This is a genomic window from Kribbella koreensis (genome assembly GCF_039525325.1).
Classification (GTDB): domain Bacteria; phylum Actinomycetota; class Actinomycetes; order Propionibacteriales; family Kribbellaceae; genus Kribbella; species Kribbella koreensis.
In genome coordinates, this window is the sequence record NZ_BAAAHK010000023.1 from 1 (window position 1) to 23,957 (window position 23,957).

The window sequence follows — 23,957 nt, forward strand, 5'->3', positions numbered from 1 at the left end:
GCCCGCCGGCCCTGCCCGCCGACGGCGCCGGCCGACCATGCCCGCCGGCCCTGCCCGCCGACGGCGCCGGCCGACCATGCCCGCCGGCCCTGCCCGCCGACGGCGCCCGCCGACCTCGCTCGCCGGCGACGGCGCGCCCGTAGGCGAGGTGGGTCAGGCTGCGTGGCCGCCGTCGACGTTCAGTTCGGTGCCGGTGACGTATGAGCCACCCGGCCCGGCCAGGTACAGGACTGCCGCAGCGACGTCGTCCACAGTGCCGAAGCGGTCGAGTGCCAGGAACGCCCGCTGGGCTTCGGCGAACGGCCCGTCGGCGGGGTTCATCGAGGTGTCGGTCGGGCCGGGCTGGACGACGTTCGACGTGATCCCGCGAGCACCGAGCTCCCTGGCCAGTCCTCGGTTCATCCCGACGACAGCCGACTTGCTCATCGCGTACAGGCTCATCCCTGGCCCGGTGCTCCGATCGGCGATGCAGCTGCCGATGTGGATCATCCGTCCGCCATCAGCCAGCACACCCGCCGCGGCCTGCGCAGCGACGTACAGGCCGCGCACGTTCACCGCGAGCACCCGATCCAGTTCCTCGAGCGTCACATCGCCGATCATCCCCATCGTCCCGACGCCGGCGTTGTTGACGAACACATCCAACCCACCCAGTACTTCGTACGCCGTACCGACCGCCTCCCGCACCGCCCCCGCATCGGCCGCATTCGCCGGAATCGCAAACCCGCGCCGGCCAACCGCCTCGATCTCCTTCACCACCGCCGCGGCCTCATCCGGCGAACGGTGGTAGGTGATCGCCACATCCGCCCCACCCACCGCCAACGCGACCGCCACCGCAGCGCCGATCCCGCGGCTCCCACCAGTCACCAATGCCATCTTGTTCTCGAGTTCTGTCATGTCCCCAGTCCACCCGTCGCGGACCGCCCGGGCTGGCGGAAATACGACCCCGGATCCTGACGTCGTTTTTCCGCTGAACCTCGATGGCGTAAAACCGCTAGAAACTGTCGGTGCGGCCATGGATGCTGAGCACGTGTACGAATGTGTCGAGCGGTGCGTGCGAGCGGTCCAGTCGAAGGATGCCCGCTTCGACGGCTGGTTCTTCACCGCCGTACTGACCACCAGAATCTACTGCCGCCCGAGCTGCCCGGTGGTGCCGCCCAAGGTCAAGAACATGCGGTTCTACCCGAGCGCCGCCGCGGCCCAGCAGGCCGGCTTCCGCGCCTGCAAGCGCTGCCGCCCTGACGCGAGCCCGGGCTCCCCGGAGTGGAACGATCGCGCCGATCTGGTCGCCCGCGCGATGCGGCTGATCGGCGACGGCGTGGTCGACCGCGACGGCGTACCAGGCCTCGCGACCCAGCTCGGCTACTCGGTCCGCCAAGTCCAACGCCAACTGCAGGCTGAGCTGGGAGCCGGGCCACTGGCTCTGGCAAGAGCTCAGCGAGCGCAGACCGCGCGGCTGCTGATCGAGACCAGCTCGCTGCAGATGGCCGACGTCGCCTTCGCTGCGGGATTCTCCAGCGTGCGGACGTTCAACGAGACCGTGCAAGAGGTCTTCGCGCTGTCACCCAGCGAGCTGCGCACCCGGGCCAAGCGTGGCGACGCTCCCACCGCGCCGGGCACGATCGCGTTGCGTCTGCCGTTCCGTCAGCCGTTGACGCCGGACAACCTCTTCGGGCACCTGATCGCGACCGGTGTACCGGGGGTGGAGGAGTGGCACGACGGCGCCTATCGCCGGACCCTGCGGCTCCCGCACGGTCATGGCGTGGTGGCGCTCCGGCCGATGCCCGACCACATCGCGTGCCAGCTCTCGCTCACCGATCAGCGCGACCTCTCGATCGCGATCAGCCGCTGCCGCCGGATGCTCGACCTCGACGCGGATCCGGTCGCCGTCGACGACCTGCTCAAGACAGATCCTGTACTCGCTCCGCTGATCGAGAAGGCGCCCGGGCGACGAGTGCCGCACACGGTCGACGGCGCGGAGTTCGCCGTACGGGCTGTGCTCGGTCAACAGGTGTCGACGGCGGCCGCGCGGACTCATGCGAGTCGGCTCGTGCAGGCGTACGGGGAACCGGTCGACGACCCGCTGGGCAATCTGACCCATTTGTTCCCGACCATGCAGGCGCTGGCCGGGCTCGATCCCGAGACGCTGGCCTTTCCGAAGTCACGGCGTACGACGCTGACGACGTTGATCGCGACCCTCGCGGCCGGTGAGATCGACCTCGGCGCGGGCAGCGACTGGGACAAGGCGCGTGAGCAACTCGCGGCGCTGCCCGGCATCGGGCCGTGGACCGTCGAGTCGATCGCGATGCGTGCGCTCGGTGACCCGGATGCCTTTGTGGCAAGCGATCTGGGGATCAAGTACGCGGCGCGCGACCTCGGGTTGCCCGAGGCGCCGAAAGCGCTGATCGCACATGCGCGGGCTTGGCGGCCTTGGCGGGCGTACGCGGTGCAGTACCTGTGGGCGACCGGCGATCATGCCATCAACAAGATACCGACGGAGTGAAATGACTGCGCTGACCACCGACCGCCTGTTGCTCAGACAGTGGAAGGACAGTGACCGCGAGACCTATGCGGCGCTGAACGCCGACCCGGCCGTGATGGAGCACTTCCCGAACGCGTTGACCCGCGCCGAGAGCGACACGATGGTCGACCGGCTCACGGCGGCGATCGACGAGCGCGGATTCGGGTTCTGGGCGGCCGAAGTACGGGAGACCGGCCAGTTCATCGGCTTCATCGGACTGTCGGTGCCGAGCTTCGAGGCGTCCTTCACGCCGTGCGTCGAGATCGGCTGGCGGCTGGTGAAGGATGCCTGGGGCAACGGTTATGCGACCGAGGGCGCGCGGGCTTCGCTGGCGCACGCGTTCGGACCGCTGGGGCTCGACGAGGTGCTGTCCTTCACCACGACGACGAACAAACCGTCCCAGCGGGTGATGGAGCGGATCGGCATGACGTACGTCGAGGACTTCGACCACCCCAGGCTGGCTGCCGGGCATCCGTTGCAACGGCACGTGCTCTACCGGATCACCCGCGCACAGTGGGCGGGCTGACCATGTCGTACGCCGTAATGGACAGCCCGGTCGGCCCGCTCACCCTGGTCGCCGCCGACACCGGCGAACTCGCCGGCCTCTACATGGAACAGCACCGGCACCGCCCCGCTTTGGAGACCTTCGGCCTGCGCGACGACTCCATCCTTCCCGAGGTCCAGCAGCAGCTGAAGGAGTACTTCGCCGGCGACCGCACCACCTTCGACGTACCCCTCAAACTCACCGGAACCCCTTTCCAACAACGAGTCTGGACCGCTTTGAAGGACATCCCCTACGGCGAGGTCATCACCTACGGCCAGCTCGCCGCCACCCTCGGCCTGGTCCCCGGCGCCTCCCGCGCGGTCGGCCTCGCCAACGGCAAGAACCCGGTCAGCATCATCGTCCCCTGCCACCGAGTCATCGGCTCCACCGGCAACCTCACCGGCTACGGCGGCGGCCTCGACCGCAAACAAGCCCTCCTCGACCACGAACGAGCCGACGTACTCTTCTAAATCTAAGTGCTCACTTGATGAGCACTTATCACCCGCATGCTGTCTCCATGACCACCAAGCAGGTAGTAACCGACGCCGAAGCCTTCGCCCCCGCCACCGTCGCGGAATGGCGCGATTGGCTGGCCGAGCACGGTCGTACCGAGAAGGCCGTCTGGCTGGTCGTCCAACGGGGAAGCGACGCCGGCATCGACCTGGCCGAGGCGGTCGAGCACGCGTTGTGCTTCGGCTGGATAGACAGCAAGACCCTCCGCCGCGACGCCACCAGCACCTACCAAACCTTCACCCCGCGCAACCCCCGCAGCACCTGGAGCCAAGTCAACCGAGACCGCGCCGACCGGCTACTCGCCGCCGGCCTGTTGGCGCCGCCCGGCCAGGAACTGATCGACCTCGCAAAGAGAACCGGCACCTGGGACTGCCTGGCAGAAGCCCAGAACGGCGTAATCCCCGCCGACCTCCAACTGGAACTCGACCACAACCCCACGGCAGCCACCCACTTCGCCACCTTCCCCCCATCCTCCAAGCGCCGAATCCTCGAATGGATAGCCCTGGCCAAACGCCCCGAAACCCGCTCCACCCGCATAACCCAAACAGTCACCCTCGCCGCGCTCAACCAACGAGCCAACCACCCCCGATGATCAACCACCCACTCCCACCACCACCCACTCTCACCACCACCCACTCCCGCCACCACCCGCGCTGCTGGACCAGCGACCGTCCCGCCGAACTGCCCCCACGCAACCGCCCCCCAAACCCGCCACACGCGCGTCCCGCCCCGGCTTGCAGGCCACCATCTGAGGGGTTATCCCCTCAGATGGTGGGTTGCCTAGCCAGAATCTCGGGGGGCAACCCATCGGTTGAGGGGATAACCCCTCAGATGCGATGGGGGGACGGGGGACGGGGGGCGGGGGATGGGGTCAGTTGCTGGTGTTGGCGGGGTCGTTGAGGCGTTCGGTTAGCGGCGGGCCGACTGGGGTGCGGGGTTTGCGGAGGTTGGTTAGTTTGCGGGCTGCTGGTTCGGTGAAGCGGGCGGTGATGGGGCCGAGGACTACGAGGATGAGGACGTAGGCGGTTGCGAGTGGGCCGAGGCGGGGTTCGACTCCGACGGCTAGGCCGGCGATGACGATGGAGAACTCGCCGCGGGCGACGAGGGTGCCGCCTGCGCGCCAGCGGCCGGCTGACTTGACGCCCGCCTTGCGTGCGGCGTACCAGCCGGTGGCGATCTTCGTCAGTGCGGTAAATACCGCGAGCGCCAGCGCGATCCCCAGTACCGGCGGAATGTCCGCCGGATCGGTGCTCAACCCGAAGAAAACAAAGAAGACGGCAGCAAACAGGTCCCGTAACGGGCTCAGCAGGTTACGCGCGCCCTTCGCCACCTCACCCGACAACGCGATCCCCACCAGGAACGCCCCGACCGCCGCCGACACCTGCAGCTTCTGCGCGACCCCAGCGACAAGCAGCGTCAACCCCAGTACGACGAGCAGCAACATCTCGGGGTTGTCCGACGAGACCGCCCGACTGATCACCCGCCCGTAGCGCAAGGCGACGAACAGTACGACGCTCACCGTCCCCAGCGAGATCAGCAACGTCACACTGCCACCCGCCAACCCGACACCTGCCAGCAACGCCGTCAAAATCGGTAGGTAGACGGCCATGGACAGGTCTTCGAGCACCAGGATCCCCAGCACGATCGGCGTCTCGCGATTGCCGAGCCGCCCGAGATCCCCGACCACCTTCGCGATCACCCCCGACGACGAGATCCAGGTGACACCGGCCAGCGCGACCGCCGCCACCGGTCCCCACCCCAGCAGCAACGCAACAGCAGCACCCGGCAACGCGTTCAGCAGGAAGTCGACCACACCGGACAGGTACTGCGTCTTCAGCGTCCCGACCAGATCCGCCGCCGTGTACTCGAGCCCGAGCAGCAACAGCAGCAGAATCACCCCGATCTCAGCGCCGGTCGCGACGAACTCCTCCGACGCATCCAGCGGCAGCAACCCGCCATGCCCGAAGGCCAGTCCGGCCAGCAGATACAGCGGAATCGGCGAGAACCCGATCCGCCCGGCGAACCGCCCAAGGATGCCGAGGGCAAGCAGTACGGCGCCGAGCTCGATCAGCATGGCGGTCGTGTCGTGCATCTCAGCCTCCCGTGATCAGTTCGGCGACGGCGTCGACGCCCTCGCGGGTGCCGACCACGACGATCGTGTCCCCGGTGGCGAACCTGAAGTCGGGTGTCGGGGAGGGCACGGCGCCGGTACGGCGTAGTACGGCGACGATCGACGCGCCGGTCCGGGTGCGGGCCTGGGTGTCGCCGAGGGTGCGGCCGGAGTACGGGGACCGGCTGGTGATCGGGATCTGCTCGGTGACCAGGTCGATCTCGATGTCACCGCGCAGCGGCTCGATCGGCGCGGGGATCAGGAGCTGGCCGAGCGCGCTCGCCTCGGCCGGGCCGAGCGGGACACTGCCCAGGCAGCTGTCGTCGTCCTCGGGATCGTGGAACCCCAGGAATCGCCGGCCGTCCGTGTGCACCACCACCGAGACGTGCTTGCCGCCGTCGGTGATGAGGTCGTACCGGGTGCCGATCCCGGGCAACGTGGTCCTGGTCGGGTGCTCCATGGAATTTCTCCGCTCCGCAATAGCTGGCGTCTGCAACCATTCTCCCTCATCCGACCAACCGGTTGGATATCCCCGCCCACGGTGAACCGGTGTGAACTGCGTTGCAATCAGGTGCAGTGCAACTCGTTGCATAGGTATGGTCGGCGGCATGGCCCTCGAACACGCGATCCTCGTCTCGCTGACCGAGCGCGCCGGGTCCGGCTACGAACTGGCCCGGCGGTTCGACCGGTCGATCGGCTTCTTCTGGCCCGCGACCCATCAGCAGATCTACCGGGTACTGCGCCGGATGGACGACGCCGGCTGGATCACCCACACCGACGTCGCCCAGGACGGCCGCCCGGACAAGAAGGTCTACGAGGTGTCCGAGGACGGACGCTCCGAGCTCGCGCGCTGGCTGGCTGAGCCGGTCGACCCCGCGATCCTGCGTGACGGGCTGGCGGTGAAGCTCCGCGGCGCATCGTTGGGCGACACTGCGGCGGTACTGCGTGAAGTCGAGCGGCACCGCGCCGAGCACGCGACCCGGCTGGAGACCTACCGCGGCATCCAACGCCGCGACTTCCCCAAGCCGGACAAGCTCAACGGCCGTGAACTACACCAGTACCTCGTACTCCGCGGCGGCGTCCGCGCCGAGGAGTCGTTCCTCGGCTGGTGCGACGAGGTCATCCAGGCGATGCGATCGGAGAGCACCTCATGAGCGAGTACCCGAACCTGCTGGCCCCGCTCGACCTCGGCCACGTCACCCTGAAGAACCGGGTGATCATGGGCTCGATGCACACCGGTCTCGAGGACCGGGCCAAGGATCTGCCCAAGCTCGCCGCGTACTTCGCCGAGCGGGCGCGCGGCGGTGTCGGGCTGATCGTCACCGGCGGATATGCGCCGAACCGGACCGGCTGGCTGACTCCGTTCGCTTCGAAGCTGACCAGTCGCCGGGAGGCTCGGGGGCATCGTCAGGTCACCGACGCCGTGCACGCCGAGGGTGGGTTGATCGCGCTGCAGATCCTGCATGCGGGGCGGTACGCCTATCACCCGTTCAGCGTCTCGGCGTCGGCGTTGAAGGCGCCGATCAATCCGTTCAAGCCGCGCGCCTTGTCGGATCGCGGGGTGCGGCGGCAGATCGCGGCGTACGTCGACTGTGCCGCGCTGGCTCGCGAGGGCGGGTACGACGGGGTCGAGGTGATGGGGTCCGAGGGGTACTTCATCAACCAGTTCCTGGTCGAGCGGACCAACAAGCGGCGCGATCGCTGGGGTGGCAGCGCGGAGAACCGGCGCCGGCTCGCGGTCGAGATCGTCCGGGGGATCCGCGAACGCGTCGGGCCGGACTTCCTGATCATCTACCGGCTGTCGATGGCGGATCTGGTCGAGGGCGGCCAGGACTGGGCCGAGGTTGTTGCCCTGGGCAAAGAGATCGAGGCGGCGGGCGCGTCGATCATCAACACCGGGATCGGCTGGCATGAGGCGCGGGTGCCGACCATCGTGACGTCGGTGCCGCGGGCTGCGTTCACGTCGGTCACGGCGGCGTTCCGCCCGCATGTGTCCATCCCGGTGGTGACGTCGAACCGGATCAACTTGCCGCAGGTTGGTGAGGAGGTGCTGGCTCGTGGGGACGCTGATCTGATCAGCATGGCGCGTCCGTTCCTGGCCGATCCGGAATGGGTGCTCAAGGCAACGGCTGGGCGGGCGGACGAGATCAACGTCTGCATTGCCTGCAACCAGGCCTGTCTGGACCACGTGTTCGCCAGACAGCACGCGAGTTGCATGGTGAATCCACGCGCCGCCCGGGAAACCGAATTGGTGCTGCTGCCAACTCGGCGTACCCGCCGCATTGCCGTGGTCGGCGCCGGACCGGCCGGCCTGTCGGCTGCTGTCACCGCAGCCGAACGCGGGCACGACGTCGAGCTTTTCGAAGCGGACAACGAGATCGGCGGCCAGTTCGGTATCGCCCGGCGGATCCCCGGCAAGGAAGAATTCGCCGAAACCATCCGGTACTACGAACGCCGCCTCGAACTCACCGGCGTCAAACTCCACCTCGGCCACCGCGCCGAGGCCGCCGACCTGGATGGCTTCGACGAGGTCATCCTCGCCACCGGCGTAGTTCCGCGCATCCCGTCCATCCCCGGCATCGACCACGAGAAGGTCCTCTCGTACGTCGACGTGGTCCGCCACGGCCGCCCGGTCGGGAAAACGGTAGCCGTCATCGGCGCCGGCGGCATCGGCGTGGACGTCACCGAATTCCTCACCACGGTCGACTCCCCAACCCTCGACCTCCCCGCCTGGCAAGCCGAATGGGGCGTAGCCGACCCTCGCACAACCCGAGGCGCCCTCACCAAACCCCACCCCGAACCGTCGCCCCGCCAGATCTACCTACTCCAACGCAAGCCCGGCAAGATCGGCGCCACCCTGGGCAAAACCACCGGCTGGGTCCACCGAGCCGCGTTGAAGAACAAGCACGTAGAGCTCCTCACCAACGTCAACTACGAACGCGTAGACGACGAAGGCCTCCACCTGACCTTCGGCCCCAACCACGAAAACCCCCGCGTACTAGCCGTAGACACAGTCGTCATCTGCGCCGGCCAGGAGTCGGTCCGCACCCTCGCCACCCCCACCACCCACCTGATCGGCGGCGCCCACCTAGCCACCGAACTGGACGCAAAACGAGCCATCCTCCAAGGCACCGAACTAGCCGCCACCCTGTAGGTGGCAAACCCACATCAGGTGGGCTTGAACACCAAACGGTGGGCTTGAACAAGCAATACCTTGTCCGAGCCCACCGTTTGGTGTTCAAGGTCACCGCTGGGTGTCCGAGCCCACATGATGTGGGCTCGGACGGCGGGGTGTGGGTTCAGAGCTGGGGTTTGCCTGGTTGGTAGAGCCAGGATTGGAAGAACGGGGCGAGGTTGCGGTGGGTTTGGTGCTCGACGTACTTGATGAAGGTTTGGGTTGAGACGTTTGAGTGGCGGTGGGTGGTGGGCCAGGTCTTCAGGAGGGTGAAGAAGGCCTTGTCGCCGATTTTCAGGCGGAGGGCGTGGAGGGTCAGGGCGCCTCGGGTGTAGACGAGGTCGTCGAAGATCTGGTCTCGGCCGGGGTTGGCTACCTTGCCGGTCCAGTCCTTTTCGGCTGCGTAGGCCTGGGCGAAGGTCTTCTGGGCGGGGACGCCGTTGAACTTTTCCTGGTAGAGCCATTCGGAGTACGTGGCGAAGCCTTCGTTGAGCCAGATGTCCGACCAGCGGGCGGGGGTGAGGGAGTCGCCGAACCATTGGTGGCCCAGTTCGTGGGCCAGTAGGTCGCCGCTGACCTTGCTGCTGCGCTGGTCGTAGACCGGGCGGCCCTGGGTCTCGAGCGCGTAGTGGACGCCTACGTCGCCGATGATGCCGCCGGTCGAGGCGAACGGGTAGCGGCCGTACAGCGACTGCTCCCATTCGACGACCTGCGCGGTGGTCTTGTTGAAGACCTTGCCCTGGCCGGCGACGGTGTCGACCGACTGGCCGATCGCGGTGATGTTCGGGCGGCCGTCGCGCAGCTTGCCGCGGGTGACGTTGTACTTCCCGATGGCGAGCATGCTGAGTTCGCTGGCCATCGGCTGGTTCATCTTCCACCGGAAGGTGGTCCGCCCGCCGCGCTTGGTGACGGGACCAGGCTCGCCGTTCGCCAGTACCGTCAGGCCGTTGGGCACGTTCACGGTCTGGCTGTACGTCGCCTTGTCGCGCGTCGTGTCGTTCACCGGGTAGTACGTCGCCGCGCCGATCGGCTGGTTGAGCGCGACCGCGCCATCCTTCGTCGCGGCCCAGCCCGAGATCCCCAGAGCAGGGTCATCGATCTTCCGAGGTACGCCCGCATACGACACCGAGACGACAAACTTGCTCCCGCGCCGCAACCCGTGCGGCGGCGTGATCACCAGCTCCTGCGCGCCGGTCCGCTTGAAGGCCGCACTCCGCCCGTTGACCGAGAGCTTGCTGATCTTCAGCGGCCCGAGGAAGTCGAGGTCGAAGCGCGACAGGTTCTGTGTCGCCCGGGCCGAGATCGTCGTCGTCGCGCTGATCGCATGAGTCGTCGGGCTGAACGCGAGCTTGATGTCGTAGTGACTCACGTCATACCCGCCGTTCCCCATGTCAGGGAAGTACGGATCCCCGTCCCCAGCAGCGCCGGGGGAGAACTGTGAGGTCGGCGCTGCTGACGCCGCCGGACTCACCGCGGCAACCAGCCCCAGAGCCAACGCACCGGCAATCAACGAATGGCGACGTACGGCACGTCCCATAACTCCTCCTCAAAGGGTTCAACGACTCGCACGGCGTGCGGCAACCAAACTAGTCGGCAGGGCGTCTACCTTCGGGGCAGGGGTCCGGGGGCCTATGGAGGATGACGTGGCATTAGAGGTATCGCTGCTGAGCGGATGGCTGCCGTGGACCCTCGAGAGCGTCGCTGTCATAGCGCTGCTGGTAGCCGTCGGGTGGCGGGACAGCCGCTGGCGAACCAGGAAGCTGCCGGTCATCGCAATCGGCGCGGCGGCGGCCGGCTTGCTCACTGCCCGAGTGGTGCTGCCGGCGGCAGGCGTCACCGATCCGCTGCCGTTATCGGTGTGGCTGTGGTTCGGCGTCGTGGTCGGCTCGCTACTGGTACTGATCGTCGGCTGGAACGCGCCCCGGCGGGTCACCGGGCACGCGGCAACAGCAAGGACAGTGAACTGGCGCCATCGAGGAGCAGCAGCCGTCGCCGCCACCTTGGCCGCCGTCGTCTGCGCCAACGGCGTCAACCAGTTCGTCGGGTACTTCCCCACAGTCGGCGATGCTGTCGCGGGGATCGAGAACAAGCAGGTACCCGGCGAGGTGTCACTCCACCAGCTGACCACCAAGCCGGACCCGGTAGCCCAGAAGACCGGCAAGCTCGTCAAGATCACCATTCCGGCGACGCCCAGCGGCTTCAAGCACCGGCCCGAGCTGGTCTGGCTGCCCCCGGCGTGGTTCCAGAAGGAACGGCCTGCCCTCCCAGCCGTCGAGATGATCGCCGCCGAGCACTCCAAGCCGGAGAACTGGATCCGCATCGGCCAGGCCGTCCAGACCGCCGAGCACTACGCGGCCCGCCATCACGGCGCCGGCCCGATCCTGGTCTTCGTCGATCCGACCGGCGGATTCGGCAACGACACCGAGTGCGTCAACGGCCCGCACGGGCAGTCCGAGGACCACCTCGTGCTCGACGTTCCGCAGTACGTCGAGAAGCACTTCGGCGCCTCGGCGGATCCAGACAAATGGGCGATCGCCGGCTTCTCGATGGGCGGTACCTGCGCCATCGGGCTCGTCACCGAGCACCCCGAGGCGTTCCGGCACTTCGTCGACATCTCCGGCGACGAGGCCCCGAACACCGGCGACGAGGCTCAGACGGTCGCCAATCTCTTCGGTGGTTCGCAAGCGGCGTACAACGCGCACGCCCCGCTGACCGTGATGGCCAAGCACGGCCCGTACCCGCCGATCACCGGCCAGTACCTGGACGGCACCGAGGAGCTCACCCACATCCGGGTGGCCAGGGAGTTCATCGCCGCCGGCAAGAAGGTCGGCATCACCTCGACCCTGACCGTCCAGCCCGGCGGCCACAACTGGCAGTTCGCCACCCAGGCCTTCAGCTACGCCTACCCGTGGCTGGCCGATCAACTGCTCAGCGCGTAGTCGCCCCGTCGCTGGTTGTGAAGCTGACAGTGCTACTTAGGTGAGGCTATCCTTCGGTCCATGCGGGAGTCAGTGGGGCTGACCGGGAGTGCGCTGTCTCTCGGCTATCACGGCAAGCAGGTGGTCGACGGGGCGTCGCTGGAGATCGCGGCCGCCGAGGTCACCGCGCTGGTCGGGCCGAACGGCAGCGGCAAGTCGACGCTGCTGCGTGCCCTGGCCCGGCTGCACAAGCCCGACGCAGGCGAGATCACCTTCCCCGACGGGGAGTCGGCGCTGAGCTTGACCTCGAAGGACTTCGCCCGGCGGGTGACCTTGCTCTCTCAGTCCCGCCCGACGCCCAACGGCGTCAGTGTGAGGGACGTAGTCGGGTACGGAAGACACCCGTACCGCGGCCGCTGGCGTCATGACGACCCGGACGGCAATCGCGCCATCATCCACGCGATGGACGTCACTGGCGTCGCCGCGATGGCCGAGCGCGCGGTCGACGAACTGTCGGGCGGCGAACTCCAGCGCGTCTGGCTCGCCACCTGTCTGGCCCAGGACACCGGCGTCCTGCTGCTCGACGAGCCGACCACCTTCCTCGACCTGCGCTATCAGATCGAGATCCTCGACCTGATGCGCGACCTCGCCGACGACCACGGTGTCGCCGTCGGCGTCGTCCTGCACGACCTGAACCAGGCAGCGGCCGTCGCCGACCGGATCGCACTGCTCGACCAGGGCCGGATCCGCGCGACCGGTACGCCGGCCGAGGTCCTGCAAGCCGATGCGCTCTCGGAGACGTACGGGATCCGGATCGAGGTCGGCACCGATCCCGCGACGGGCCTCGTCACCACCCGGCCCGTCGGCAAACACCTGCAACGCCAAACCCTCCAGCAAAGGTCATAGATGAAAAGAGTCACCGCCCTAACCGCCGCAACCCTGGCGTTGGTACTGACCGCCTGTGGCAGCAGCGAGAACGTCACCCCGGAGGCGAACAGTTCGAACGCGAACCAGCCCGTCTCCGTCACCGACGCGCGGAACAAGAAGATCGATCTCAAGGCCCCCGCGACCAAGGTGGTCGGCCTGGAGTGGGGCATCGTCGAGAACCTGATCACCCTCGGCGTCCAGCCGGTCGGCGTCGCCGACGTGAAGGGCTACAACACCTGGGTGAGCGCGGAGAAGCTCGACGCGTCGGCCAAGGACGTCGGCACCCGCGGTGAGGCGAGCGTGGACGCGATCGTCGCGCTCACGCCCGACCTGATCATCACCACCACCGACGAGTCGCCGGCCACCATCGCCCAACTGGAGAAGGCCGCGCCGGTCCTCGTCATCCGGGGCGCGGACGCCAAGAACGCCATCCCGCAGATGCGGACGAACCTCGAACTGGTCGCCCAGGCGGTCGGCCGGACCGACCAGGCCAGGACCGCGCTCGCCGACTTCGACAAGAAGCTTGCCGAGGGCAAGCAGAAGCTCGCCGACGCGGGCAAGGCCGGTACGCCGTACACGATGGCCGACGGTTACAAGCAGGGCAGCACGATCTCGATCCGGATGTTCACCTCCGGCTCGCTGCTCGGCGCGGTGACGAACGAGCTCGGCCTGAAGAACGCCTGGACCGGCGCCGGCGATCCCGACTACGGCCTCGCGCAGACCGACATCGAGGGCCTGACCAAGCTGAAGGACGGCGAGTTCCTCTACATCGCCAACAACGGCGACGGCGGTGACGTGTTCGACGGCGACCTGGCCAAGAACGCGATCTGGAAGAACCTGCCGTTCGTGAAGAGCGGCAACGTGCACCGGCTGGCCGACGGGATCTGGATGTTCGGCGGCCCGAAGTCGACCGAGCAGTTCATCGACGCGACGGTGCAGGCAGTCACCTCTTGACCCAGCTGACCGCCCAGCGGCCCGACCTCGCCACCGCGCCCCTGGAGCCTGTACGCCGGGTGCGGGTGGCGGGCGTCTTCGCGATCGCGGTCGTCGCGATCGTGGTGCTGGCCGCGGTCCACCTCACCCAGGGCACGTCGTCGGTGAACGCCGGCGACCTGCTCAAGCTGGTGATCGGCCAAGGCACGGACAACTCGGCCAACGTGCTGGTCGCGTCCCGGCTGCCTCGGTTGCTGGCCGGCGTACTGGTCGGCCTTGCGCTGGGTGTCGCTGGAGCTGGTCTGCAGTCACTCGCCCGGAACCCGCTCGCCTCGCCGGACACGCTCGGCGTCAACGCGGGCGCCTACCTGGCGGTCGTGATCTTCGCGGCCTTCGGGATCACGCTCCCGGCCCTTCCGTCGGGTGGCATCGCGTTCGTCGGCGGATTGGCGGCGGCGGTACTGGTCTTGGGATTGTCGGCCGGTGGTACCGCCGGGCCGACCCGGTTGATCCTGACCGGGTCGGCCGTCGCGATGGCGCTGGCCGGGGTGACCACCCTGCTGATGTTGCTGTATCGCGAGGAGACGATCGGCACCTTCGCGTGGGGCGCCGGGACGCTCGTCCAGACCGACCTCGTCGCGGTCGAGCAGATGGCGCCGGTCGTTGCCGTCGGCATCTTCGGGGCGATGATGCTGGCGTCGAAGCTGGACATCCTTGCCCTGGGCGACGATACGGCTTCCGTATTGGGCGTCCGGGTACGCCGTACGAGAGTGTGGATCACGCTCGTCACCGTGCTGTTGTCCGCAGCTGCGGTCACTGTCGCCGGCCCGGTCGGGTTCGTCGGGCTCGTCGCACCGGTGCTCGTCCGGCTGATCGCTCCGCTCGTCCCGGGGCTCATGCGCCACCGGGTGCTGCTGCCGTTGTCCGGACTGGCCGGCATCCTGGTGGTGATCGCGTCGGACGTCGTACTGCGAGCGATCCTCGGCGGCCAAGCGGGCGTGGAGATCCCGACCGGCATCATGACGATGCTGGTCGGCGCGATCGTGCTCGTCTGGCTGGCTCGCCGGTTCCGCGACTCCGGGCCGAGCCGGCAACAGGCCGGTGGAGTCGGTGGCGGTCTGCGGCCCGTGCGCACGTTCTGGATCGTCCTCGTTGCGCTGATCGTGCTGCTGGTGGCGGCGCTCGTCTTCGCGATGCTCGCGGGTGACGCCTTCCTGCGGACCGGCGACATCGTCAACTGGCTCAACGGCCGATCCGGGCGGGCGATCACCTTCGTCCTCGACACGCGTTTCCCGCGGGTCCTGTCGGCCGTTCTCTGCGGAGCGGCGCTGGCGATCGCGGGCGCGACCGTGCAGGCCGTCTGCCGCAACCCGCTGGCGGAGCCGGGCATCCTTGGCATCACAGGCGGTGCCGGTGTCGGCGCCGTCGTCGTCCTGATGGCGGTACCGGCAGCCGGGATCTGGCTCCTGTCCGGCGTCGCCGCCGCGGCCGCACTGGCCACCTTTGCGCTGGTCTATCTGGTCTCCTGGAGGGGTGGGCTCAGTTCGGACCGGCTGGTGCTGATCGGGGTCGGCGTCTCGTCGGCGACGACCGCGATCATCACCTTCGTCATCGTCTACACCGACCCCTGGAACCTCAGCCTCGCGATGACCTGGCTGTCCGGCAGCACCTACGGACGCACCCTGCCGCAGGTGATCCCGGTGGCGATCGCGTTGCTCGTCCTGACGCCGGTGATCGTGCTGGCCCGTCGCGAGCTCGACCTGCTCTCGCTGGACGACGACATCCCGCGCATTCTCGGCGTACGGCTGGAGCGCACCCGCCTCGTCGCGCTGGTCGGCGCCGCGCTGATGACTGCCGCGGCCGTCTCCGCGATCGGGGTGGTCGGGTTCGTCGGGCTGGTCGCTCCCCATGCGGCCCGGGCACTCGTGGGTGGACGGCATGCCCGGTTGCTGCCGGTTGCGGCGTTGCTGGGCGCAGTACTGGTCAGTGTCGCGGACAGCCTCGGGCGGACGCTGCTGGCGCCGGCGCAGATCCCGGCCGGCCTGCTGACGGCGCTGATCGGGGCGCCGTACTTCGTGTACCTGCTGTGGCGGACGCGTGCGCTAAAACTCTGAACAGTCCGCTGGAAAACGGGTTCCGCGGCGTGCTTCACGCGGTGTTCATTCAGTGAACATCGGGTAGAGCTTTTCGGGGTGGTTGCTGATTGTGTTCAGCCCGCTACTTTGCTGTTCACCCCCTACCGCCCGAGGTGGAACCATGAACAGACCGTCCCGTCGTACCACGATCGCGGCCCTCGTCACCGGAGGACTGCTCGCCGGTGCCCTGACCATCGTCGCCACCAACTCCTCCAGCAGTGGCGATGCTCGGCCTGTGGCCGCATCGGTAGAACCCCAGCAAGACACCATCGTCGCGGGTGAGCAGCTTCAGCTCGCCGAGAGCGGCGCGAAGACGGTGGCAGTCCCGGCCTTGGCGAAGGCCGGGACCAGTCAGCAGGTGTGCGCGAGCACGGACTCTCGGTGGGTCCGGGTTCGCTTCCGGGAGCTGACTCTGGCCGGCAAGGACACGGTCACGGTGACCGGTTCAGCCGGTGGGCAGTACACGCTCAAGGCAACCAACTGGGCCGGGAAGGCCTTCTACACCAGGGCTTTCGCCGGCAACTGCGTGACGGTCAAGCCGAACTTCACCTCGTCGGCCAGTAGCTATCGGGTCGACGCCTACCAGGCCGGTGTCCTGGCGACTGTGACTGTCGCGGCCGCTGGTGACATCTGCGGCTCGGCCTGCAACCAGACCCGCCCGCTGGTGGAGGCGATGAATCCGACGGCGGTGATCACGGCCGGGGACAACGCTTATGAGAGCGGGACGCTGTCGGAGTACAACAACAGCTACAACCCGCAATGGGGAGTCTTCAAGAGCAAGACGTTCCCGACGCCGGGCAACCACGAGTACGTGACGGCCAACGCCAAGGGGTACTTCGACTACTTCAACGGCGTCGGGCAGGCGACCGGCCGGGCGGGGGACCGGACCAAGGGCTACTACAGCTACGACGTCGGTGACTGGCACTTCGTCGCGCTGAACTCGAACATCGCCAAGACCTCCACGAGTGCCCAGGTCCAGTGGCTGCGCGCCGACCTCGCGGCCAGCACCAAGCCTTGTACTGCGGCGTACTGGCACCACTCCCGCTTCGCCGCCGGCAACTACAGCGACAACACGTCGGTCCAGCCCTTCTTCCAGGCCTTGTACGACTACAAAGCCGACCTGGTGATCAGCGGCCACGACCACAACTACATCCGCTTCGCACCCTCCAAGCCCGACGGCACCAAGGACACCACGAACGGCGTCCGCCAACTCCTCATCGGCACCGGCGGCCGCGCCCTCTACGGCGCAGGCGGCACCACCAAAGCCACCATCGAAAAGAAGGACTACAACACCTTCGGCGTCGGCAAACTAACCCTCACCGCGACGGGCTACACAGCCGACTTCGTCCCAGTAGCCGGCCGAACCTTCACCGACTCCGTCCAAGGCACCTGCCACCCCAAATGATGTACCTGTCGAACACGCGGGCGGCCGACGCCGCCCGCACCACCGCCGGGGATCCTCCCTCACTTGCCGGCTCCCCGCCTCCCACGCGCCGCGCCGCGCGGCGAGTTTCGGGCACGGTCGTGGCGCTCGGGTTGGTGAGCCTGGTGACGGATGCCTCCGCGGAGATGGTGACGGCGATTCTGCCGCTCTATCTGATGTACGGGCTCGGACTTGGATTTCTGCAGCTGGGGGCGCTGGATGCGCTCTACACCGGGGCAACCGCGTTGTTGAGGTTGGCCGGTGGGCATGTGGCTGATCGGCTTGGACGGCCGAAGGCTGTTGCTATTGCTGGGTACGGGTTGTCGGCGGTGACGAAGCTTGGGTTGCCGGCTGTGGGTGGGTCGCTGTCCGGGCTGAGTTCGGTGATCGCCGTCGACCGGGCGGGTAAAGGTATTCGTACGGCGCCGCGCGACGCGCTCATCTCGCTGTCGACACCAGTGGAGGACCTCGGGCGCGCCTTTGGCGTCCATCGGGCGCTCGATACGGCGGGCGCATTGCTTGGACCGTTGCTCGGGTTCGCCATCATCGCGGCGATCCCCGGTGGCTATGACGTCGTCTTCACCACCAGCTTCTGTCTGGCCACCATCGGCGTGCTCGTCCTGATCTTCTTCGTCACCCAGCCCCGCACCATCGTCACCAAAGCGGCGGTCAGCATCCGCGCCGGCCTAGCAGCCGCAACCGCCCCAGAACTACGCCGCCTGATCATCGCCGCCACCCTCCTCGGCCTGGTGACAGTCGGCGACATGTTCCTGTACTTCTCCGTGCAGCGCACCGCCGGCCTCCCACCCAAGATCCTCCCGCTCCTACCCCTCGGCACGGCCCTCACCTTCATGCTCGCCGCCATCCCTTTCGGCCGCCTCGCAGACCGCATCGGCCGCTGGAAGCTTTTCCTCCTAGGCCACGCGCTCCTCCTGACCGCCTACCTCCTCATCGCCACCAACACCAAAGCCGCCTGATCGCAGCCGCGATCCTCCTACTCCACGGCCTCTTCTACGCCGCCAGCGACGGAGTACTGATGGCGTACGCCGGACCGCTCATCCCCACCCCACTGCGCGCAACCGGCATGGCAGTAGTCCAAACCGCCCAAGCCCTAGCCAGAGCAGCCGGCGCCCTAGCGTTCGGCGCGATGGCAGCTGCGGTCGAGCCGACTCTGACCTTCGCGCTCTTCGCGGCAGCGCTGGCGACGGCCATCGCGGCCGGTGCTTGGCTCTGCCGTGAGGCCAAGCCGGCTCCTGCGGTGGGCGCGGCATGACAGGCGCCGGCGTGTTGAGCCGTCGCCGGATCGTCGCCGGAGCCTTGGCGATCGCCGTCTTCGTTGCCGCAGGCATCGGCTACCTCGGCTGGCGAGTCGCAACCACACAGCAAGCGGCTGCCCAGAGCGGCCTACAGCTCGACCGATCAGGCACGATGCTGTACGTCGAGCCAGGCAGCAACCGAGTCCGGCAAATCGCCCTCGGAGGCGGCGCCCCGACTCCGATCGGCGCCGGACCGACCTGCCAACGGGTCTACGCAAGCGGCGGCACCATGGCCTGCCTCAGAGCGACCGCCGTACCAATGGCATCAGAAGTCGACCTGATCAACACAGCCGGCAAGGTGGTCAAAACCCTTCAACTCTGGGGAAACCCCAGCAGGGTAAGGGTTTCTCCGTCAGGCCGCCTAGTCGCTTGGACGGTTTTCAGGTCGGGGGACAGCTACCTGATGGCCGGTGCGTTCTCGACGACCGCGGGGATCTATGACCTCAAAACCAGCACCCACTACGGGTCGCTCGAGGACTTCGCTGCATACCTTGACGGCCGCCCGTACCAGTCGACTGACGTGAACTACTGGGGTGTGACGTTCGCCCAGGACGACGAGACCTTCTACGCGACGATGGCGTCGAAGGGTAAGACCTGGCTGATGCGCGGCGACCTGAAGAGCCGGCAGCTGACGGCAGTACGCGAGAACGTGGAATGCCCGTCGTTGTCCCCGGACGGCACCCGGATCGCCTACAAGTTCCGCGACGGCAAGACCTGGCGCCTGCATGTGCTCACGTTGGCCGGTCAACAGGACATCGCCTTGGGCGAGACGGCCCACATCGACGACCAGCCGGCCTGGGGCGACGACAAGACGGTTGCCTACGGCAAGCAGGACAACGGGGAGCCGGGCGTTTTCGCAGTACCGGCTGATGGGAGCGGGCAGCCACGCAAGCTCGTCGTGGGTTCCTCCCCGGCGGCCTGGTAGTGGGCCACCATCACAGTCCAGCCGGCCGGATAGCGCGGCGCACCCGCGTACTGGTGCTAGCCCTGCTCCTGCCCCTGCTAGGCCTGACGATCGTCCTCCTCGTCTTGCTCAGACCAGGAGGCGACCTCAAAGTCGACGCCCTGCAAAGCGCCAAGGCCAAAGGCATCGTCACCGCCGTCGTGCCCTGCCCGCTAGCACCCGACGAGTGCGACCGGGCAACGGTCAAGGTCACCGACGGCGTCGGCAAGGGAACCGTCGTGACAGCCCGAGCGGTCAAGCACCCCCTGGTCCCAAAAGTCGAGACCGGCCAACGAATCCTCCTAGGCGTCGTCGAGCAAGCCGACCCGGCCGACCGCTACCTGTACGTCGACCAAGACCGAAGCCGACCCCTTCTCCTACTGGCCGCGCTCTTCGCAGTGGCCGTGATCGCCCTGTCCCGCTGGCGTGGAGTAGCGGCGCTAGTAGCGCTAGCAGTGACAGCCGTCGTGCTGACGCAGTTCGTGCTGCCGTCGATCCTGTCGGGCTCGGATCCGTTGCTGGTGGCGGTTGTCGGCGGTACGGCGATCATGGTGCTCGCGTTGTACCTGACCCACGGCATCAGCATCCACACCTCGGTCGCTCTCCTCGGCACCATCGGCGCGCTGATGCTGACGGCTGTACTAGGTGAGGTCTTCCTCCGGGCAGCCCGGATCAGCGGCCTCAGCTCCGACGGCGCCTCCGAGGTCGCCTCGTACGTACCAACTGTCGACCTCAAGGGCCTACTGATCGCCGGCCTGGTGATCGGCGCACTGGGTGTGCTCGACGACGTAGCGATCACCCAGACAGCTGTGGTGTGGGAGCTGGCCGCCGCCAAGCCGACGGCGTCACGGCGCGAGCTGTTCAGCGCCGGGCTGAGAGTCGGCCGCGCCCACGTGGCCGCCGTCGTCAACACGCTCGTCCTCGCGTACGCCGGCGCCGCCCTCCCGATGCTCATGCTCTTCAGCATCAGCGGCGTCCCCGAGAGCTACGTCCTGTCGACGGAACGAGTAGCGGTCGAGGTAGTACGGGCACTGGTCGGCGGCCTGGGCATCGTGGCAGCAGTACCGATCACCACAGCCCTGGCCGCGGCAGTGCTAGAACCAGTCCCACCCGAGGCTGTGGATGCCGGGAGCCGGATCGAGGACGGCGAAGGCGGCGGTGTGGCTGGCGCCGACGGAGAGGTCGCTGACGGTGCCGCGGTCACTGACCGAGGAACGGTAGCTGCGGCAGACCCGGGCCGGTAGTACCGCCGGGGCGAACGACACCTGCATCGAGAAGTCGCGCGTCGACTGCTGCACGCGCTGGTTGTGCAGGGTGTCCGGGAGGTCGGTACGGACCTTGTAGTGGAGTACTGCGAGTTCGCCGACGCGCAGCGGGCGGTCGAGGAGCAGTTCGAATGTGGTGAAGCCGGTGGCGGCGTCCTGGCGTTGACGGCCGACCCGGCAGCCGCGGGTGCTCGTGATGTCCAGCGGTTCGGCGGTACCGGCGTCGCTGCGGATTGCGACGATCTTGCGGTCGATCCCGTCGACATCGGCGCGGGCGACCAGGTGATAGCTGATCGACTCTAGCCTCCGCTCGGCGTCCACGCTGAGCTGAAGATGCAGCCCGAGCTGCGCGAACTGATGGAACGCGTCGAGACTGCTCCCCATCCGTTCCAGCGCGCGGGCCAGCCCGTCGGGCCGCGCCCAGGCCTGATCGGGCCGCAGGGCTCCCGGCTTCTGTACCAGCCAACGCCCCCGAGGCCGAGGCGGCCCGACCAACGCGGCCAACGCCCCGGCGTCCAGCCCGAGAATCTCCTCGATCACCGCCAGTGCCCGCAGCGACTCGGCCCGCTCAGGCTGGTTGTGCCCGTGCTGCCAATAACTCAGGGCAGTCTTGCTCACCGGCGTACCGCGCTCCCGCAGCTTGAACTGCAGCCGCTCCAGGCTCAGCCCGCTCTCGCGCACCGCCAGCCGCAGGGCGAGGCTGAACGGCCCTCGGTCGAGCGCCTCCGCCAGCCGCACGCCATCGACCTCGGCGGACTCGCGGGCGGCGGGCATGAACCGAGTCTGCTGGTCAGCCGACCGCGTTGTCCTGTTTGTCGCGTTTCGCGGCCTTCTGGGCCTTCTTCCACTCGCGGACTTTGGCCAGCGACTCCGGGCCGTCGATGTCGGCGACCGAACGCGGCACGTCATCGCCGAACTTCCCGGCCGCCTCGCGCCAGCCGTCCGGCGCGACGCCCTGCGTCTTGGCCAGGATCGCGACGAAGATCTTCGCCTTCTCCTCGCCGTACCCGGGCAGTGCGTGCAGTCGTTCGTACAGCTCGGCGCCGGTGTCGACGCCCTTCCAGATGTTCGCCGCCTTGCCGCCGTACTCGTCGGCGAGCACGACACAGACCTGGTGGATCCGCTTGCCCATCGACCCCGGGAACCGGTGGATGGACGGCTTCTCCGAGCAGATCGCGACGAACTCTTCGACGTCCATCGCGGCGATCTTCTTCGCGTCCAGATGGCCGAGCCGTTCCTTCAGCTTGGCCGGACCGCCGAACGCCCACTCCATCGGCACCTGCTGATCCAGCAGCATGCCGATCAGCAGGGCGGTTCCGTCCTTGTTGAGCAGACCGTCGGCGGCCTTGTCACCTGTGATGTAGAGCGTCCCGGGCATGCGGTCAGGCTACCGGCTGCGGGTTATCCCGTGCACAGCCCCGGATCCACGCCGCAAAGGGGGCGACCGCGAGCCGACCGGCCTATGCTCAGCGAGGGCAGGGCGACGACGTGGAGGAACGCGGATGGACATCCGGGATCTGGATCGGCGAGCCGGCGCGGTACTCGGCGAAGTAGTCATGCAGGTGCGACCAGAGCACCTGTGGTTTCCCACTCCCTGCCCCGACTGGACGGTCCGCGGCCTGCTGCGGCACATCGTCAGCGAGAACGAAGGCTTCGCCGCGGCGGCCCGCGACGGCTCGGCCCCGGTCCAGACCTGGACCGGCGGGCGGCTGGGCGACAACCCGGCCGGCGCCTACCGCCGCTCCAACGTTCGGGTGGCCGAGGCCTTCGCCGACGGCGGCGCGCTGGACCAGCCGATGGAGGTCCGCGAGTTCGGCACCTTCCCCCGCCGGGTCGCCCTCACCTTCCGCCAGCTGGACTGCGTGGTCCACGCCTGGGATCTCGCCCGAGCCATCGACACCCCCTACGACCCACCCCAGGACATGGTCGAGATGGCCCTGACTCTGGCCCGCAGAATCCCCGACACCGAGGCATCCCGAGGCCCCGGCGCCGCCTTCGAACGCAGCCTCAAAGTCCCCGGCGACGCCACCGACCTAGCCACCCTGCTAGCCCTCTTGGGCCGCAACCCCGACTGGATCTCCCCCCTCGACTGACGTACTTAACAACAGGACGTCCGTCGCCCTAAGCAGTGCACCTGAGCGGGAGCCGACCAAAGGTGTACAGCGTCTCGCGATGCACTACCTGTCCTTCGGTACGCCGCTGAACCGCGCCCGATGCCGCCCCGGCGTCGTGTTGAGCACCCGGGTGAAGGCCCGCCGCAGCGTCTCCGGCGACCCGAGCCCGACCTGCCGAGCGATCACGTCGAGTGGGTCCGTCGTTGCCTCCAGCAAGAGCTGGGCAGCCTCCACCCGGACCTTCTCGACGAACCGCGCTGGCGTAGTACCGACCTCGTCATGAAACAACCTGGTCAGATGCCGGCCGCTCACCCCGGCCCGCGACGCCAGTACTTCGAGACTGTGATCACCCGCCGGGTCCGAGGTGATCGCATCAAGCACCTTCCGCACCAGCTCATGCCGCGCCTGGCCGGCGCTCAGCCGCACACTGAACTGCGACTGCCCACCCGGCCGCTGCAGGAACACCACCATCTGCTTGGCCACCAGCCGCGCCGTCTCCGCGCCGAGGTCCTTCTCGACCAGCGCCAGCGCGAGATCGATCCCCGACGTCACCCCGGCCGACGTGATCACCGGCCCGTCCTCGACGAAGATCGCGTCGCTGTCCACCTCGACCAACGGGAACCGCCGCGCCAGCTGGTCCGCGAGCTCCCAGTGCGTGGTGGCCCGGCGCCCGTCGAGCAATCCGGCCGCGGCCAAAGCGAAGGCCCCGGCGCAGACTGACGCAGTACGGGCTGATTGACCCGAGAGCCGCCGGATCTGGTCGAGCAGGCCCGCGTCGCTGATGGTGTGCAGCCAATTGGGACCACCCGGTACTACGAGAGTCGCGCCCCGCGCATCCGCCGACGACAGGCTCAGGTCGACCCCGAGCCGGGTGCCCGTGTTGGCGACCACATCGCGCCCGTCGGGTGAGGCCAGGCGGGAGCGGTACTCGCCGCCCTGCTCGTTGGCGACCGCGAACACCTCGAGCGGCCCGGTGACGTCGAGCAGCCGGACCCCGTCATAGACGACCACCAGCACATCAGGCACTCCCCGAGTATGCGGTGCCGGCCGTCGCGGCCGCTCGGTCAGGTGTCCGGATGCGAGGGATACCCGTCCGGATCGCCCCGACCGCCGGGGTGCCGCC

Annotated in this window: 22 protein-coding genes; 16 read left to right on the forward strand and 6 right to left on the reverse strand. The window is 68.0% G+C overall.

Annotated elements, in window-relative coordinates; all coding sequences use genetic code 11:
• Positions 1-153: 153 nt before the first annotated feature.
• The gene (locus tag ABD116_RS39200) at positions 154-894 is read right to left on the reverse strand and encodes an SDR family NAD(P)-dependent oxidoreductase (protein WP_343983022.1); all 741 of its coding nucleotides are present in this window, start codon (positions 892-894) and stop codon (positions 154-156) included.
• 118 nt (positions 895-1,012) lie between these two features.
• Between ABD116_RS39200 and ABD116_RS39205 the strand changes: the two genes are divergently transcribed.
• The 4 genes from ABD116_RS39205 to ABD116_RS39220 are packed head-to-tail and all read left to right on the forward strand — an operon-like array spanning position 1,013 to position 4,167.
• Positions 1,013-2,500, forward strand: a complete 1,488-nt coding sequence (locus tag ABD116_RS39205; RefSeq protein ID WP_343983025.1) for an AlkA N-terminal domain-containing protein — start codon at positions 1,013-1,015, stop codon at positions 2,498-2,500.
• Position 2,501: 1 nt separating this feature from the next.
• Complete coding sequence (locus tag ABD116_RS39210; RefSeq protein ID WP_343983028.1) at positions 2,502-3,044, forward strand: GNAT family N-acetyltransferase; 543 nt, start codon at positions 2,502-2,504, stop codon at positions 3,042-3,044.
• Between the two features lie 2 nt (positions 3,045-3,046).
• Complete coding sequence (locus ABD116_RS39215; protein ID WP_343983031.1) at positions 3,047-3,532, forward strand: methylated-DNA--[protein]-cysteine S-methyltransferase; 486 nt, start codon at positions 3,047-3,049, stop codon at positions 3,530-3,532.
• Between the two features lie 47 nt (positions 3,533-3,579).
• Entirely contained in the window at positions 3,580-4,167 is a 588-nt protein-coding gene (locus ABD116_RS39220) for a YdeI/OmpD-associated family protein (RefSeq protein WP_343983033.1), read from the forward strand.
• 279 nt (positions 4,168-4,446) lie between these two features.
• Here ABD116_RS39220 and ABD116_RS39225 read toward each other — a convergent pair whose 3' ends face one another.
• The gene (locus ABD116_RS39225) at positions 4,447-5,667 is read right to left on the reverse strand and encodes a cation:proton antiporter (RefSeq protein ID WP_343983036.1); all 1,221 of its coding nucleotides are present in this window, start codon (positions 5,665-5,667) and stop codon (positions 4,447-4,449) included.
• A 1-nt stretch (position 5,668) separates the two neighbouring features.
• Positions 5,669-6,145, reverse strand: a complete 477-nt coding sequence (locus ABD116_RS39230) for a cation:proton antiporter regulatory subunit (RefSeq protein ID WP_343983039.1) — start codon at positions 6,143-6,145, stop codon at positions 5,669-5,671.
• Between the two features lie 148 nt (positions 6,146-6,293).
• Here ABD116_RS39230 and ABD116_RS39235 point away from each other — a divergent pair, with 148 nt between their 5' ends.
• Together ABD116_RS39235 and ABD116_RS39240 are read left to right on the forward strand one after the other, a co-directional pair.
• The gene (locus ABD116_RS39235; protein WP_343983042.1) at positions 6,294-6,839 is read left to right on the forward strand and encodes a PadR family transcriptional regulator; all 546 of its coding nucleotides are present in this window, start codon (positions 6,294-6,296) and stop codon (positions 6,837-6,839) included.
• The gene (locus tag ABD116_RS39240) at positions 6,836-8,839 is read left to right on the forward strand and encodes an oxidoreductase (protein ID WP_343983044.1); all 2,004 of its coding nucleotides are present in this window, start codon (positions 6,836-6,838) and stop codon (positions 8,837-8,839) included. The genes ABD116_RS39235 and ABD116_RS39240 overlap by 4 nt, the downstream gene beginning before the upstream one ends.
• Positions 8,840-8,984: 145 nt before the next feature.
• Here ABD116_RS39240 and ABD116_RS39245 read toward each other — a convergent pair whose 3' ends face one another.
• Positions 8,985-10,397 carry a M1 family metallopeptidase gene (locus ABD116_RS39245; protein ID WP_343983047.1) on the reverse strand — a complete coding sequence of 471 codons (1,413 nt, stop codon included), beginning with the start codon at positions 10,395-10,397 and terminating at the stop codon, positions 8,985-8,987.
• Between the two features lie 106 nt (positions 10,398-10,503).
• Here ABD116_RS39245 and ABD116_RS39250 point away from each other — a divergent pair, with 106 nt between their 5' ends.
• The 9 genes from ABD116_RS39250 to ABD116_RS39290 all read left to right on the forward strand — a co-directional run bounded on the left by ABD116_RS39250 (position 10,504) and on the right by ABD116_RS39290 (position 20,699).
• Positions 10,504-11,799 (forward strand): alpha/beta hydrolase, encoded by a 1,296-nt coding sequence (locus ABD116_RS39250; protein ID WP_343983050.1) that lies wholly within the window; start codon positions 10,504-10,506, stop codon positions 11,797-11,799.
• Positions 11,800-11,859: 60 nt separating this feature from the next.
• Entirely contained in the window at positions 11,860-12,684 is an 825-nt protein-coding gene (locus tag ABD116_RS39255) for an ABC transporter ATP-binding protein (protein ID WP_343983054.1), read from the forward strand.
• Positions 12,685-13,659 carry an ABC transporter substrate-binding protein gene (locus ABD116_RS39260; RefSeq protein ID WP_343983057.1) on the forward strand — a complete coding sequence of 325 codons (975 nt, stop codon included), beginning with the start codon at positions 12,685-12,687 and terminating at the stop codon, positions 13,657-13,659. It begins immediately after the preceding gene.
• On the forward strand, positions 13,656-15,752 hold the full coding sequence (locus ABD116_RS39265; RefSeq protein ID WP_343983060.1) for an iron ABC transporter permease: 2,097 nt from the start codon (positions 13,656-13,658) through the stop codon (positions 15,750-15,752). Before ABD116_RS39260 ends, ABD116_RS39265 begins: the two co-directional genes overlap by 4 nt.
• 142 nt (positions 15,753-15,894) lie before the next feature.
• The gene (locus ABD116_RS39270) at positions 15,895-17,178 is read left to right on the forward strand and encodes a metallophosphoesterase family protein (protein ID WP_343983063.1); all 1,284 of its coding nucleotides are present in this window, start codon (positions 15,895-15,897) and stop codon (positions 17,176-17,178) included.
• Positions 17,179-17,321: 143 nt separating this feature from the next.
• The gene (locus tag ABD116_RS39275; RefSeq protein ID WP_343983066.1) at positions 17,322-18,173 is read left to right on the forward strand and encodes an MFS transporter; all 852 of its coding nucleotides are present in this window, start codon (positions 17,322-17,324) and stop codon (positions 18,171-18,173) included.
• A 59-nt stretch (positions 18,174-18,232) separates the two neighbouring features.
• Positions 18,233-18,469, forward strand: a complete 237-nt coding sequence (locus ABD116_RS39280) for a hypothetical protein (RefSeq protein WP_343983069.1) — start codon at positions 18,233-18,235, stop codon at positions 18,467-18,469.
• The gene (locus ABD116_RS39285; RefSeq protein WP_343983072.1) at positions 18,466-19,437 is read left to right on the forward strand and encodes a hypothetical protein; all 972 of its coding nucleotides are present in this window, start codon (positions 18,466-18,468) and stop codon (positions 19,435-19,437) included. The genes ABD116_RS39280 and ABD116_RS39285 overlap by 4 nt, the downstream gene beginning before the upstream one ends.
• Before the next feature lie 53 nt (positions 19,438-19,490).
• Positions 19,491-20,699, forward strand: a complete 1,209-nt coding sequence (locus tag ABD116_RS39290) for a YibE/F family protein (protein ID WP_343983075.1) — start codon at positions 19,491-19,493, stop codon at positions 20,697-20,699.
• 811 nt (positions 20,700-21,510) lie between these two features.
• On the opposite strand, the gene ABD116_RS39295 is transcribed toward ABD116_RS39290, so the two are convergent.
• The gene (locus tag ABD116_RS39295; protein ID WP_343983077.1) at positions 21,511-22,098 is read right to left on the reverse strand and encodes an HhH-GPD-type base excision DNA repair protein; all 588 of its coding nucleotides are present in this window, start codon (positions 22,096-22,098) and stop codon (positions 21,511-21,513) included.
• A 124-nt stretch (positions 22,099-22,222) separates the two neighbouring features.
• Between ABD116_RS39295 and ABD116_RS39300 the strand changes: the two genes are divergently transcribed.
• Complete coding sequence (locus tag ABD116_RS39300) at positions 22,223-22,813, forward strand: TIGR03086 family metal-binding protein (RefSeq protein WP_343983080.1); 591 nt, start codon at positions 22,223-22,225, stop codon at positions 22,811-22,813.
• A gap of 84 nt (positions 22,814-22,897) precedes the next feature.
• Here the strand turns inward: ABD116_RS39300 and ABD116_RS39305 are convergent, their stop codons facing one another.
• Complete coding sequence (locus tag ABD116_RS39305) at positions 22,898-23,860, reverse strand: GlxA family transcriptional regulator (RefSeq protein ID WP_343983082.1); 963 nt, start codon at positions 23,858-23,860, stop codon at positions 22,898-22,900.
• Positions 23,861-23,957 lie beyond the last annotated feature (97 nt).